Here is a 343-nt window from a genome sequence, read left to right on the forward strand (position 1 = left end):
TACTGCTTTTAATTCCTTAACTCAGCTTGAGTTCGAAAATGGCATTCCAAGAAATCCCTTTATAAATGCAGGTGCCATTGTAACTTGTGATGCGCTGTACTCTCGTTTATCTGCTCCAATTCATACGATGCTAGAAAGCTATAGAGCGATGTCTGGTAATGATAAGCTGTGTATTAATAAGGTTGTGGCGCAGTCTGAGTATGATCACAGGTATAGAAATGCAGCGATGGCTTATTTGATGAAGTCATTTGGCAATTTTAATAATGAAGTCGAGGATGTGTTGTGGTCATATTTCAATTTTTGTGCAATAGAAATGAATACCACTGAGTTGGCGAAGTCATTT

The 343-nt window shown here is 37.9% G+C and carries 1 protein-coding gene; it reads left to right on the top strand.

The window, feature by feature from the left end; genetic code table 11:
* The coding region (locus CWC11_RS22240) for a glutaminase (protein ID WP_171038529.1) at positions 1–343 on the top strand (343 nt) is incomplete at both ends.

The organism is Pseudoalteromonas sp. S3178 (genome assembly GCF_005886985.1).
GTDB lineage: Bacteria > Pseudomonadota > Gammaproteobacteria > Enterobacterales > Alteromonadaceae > Pseudoalteromonas > Pseudoalteromonas carrageenovora.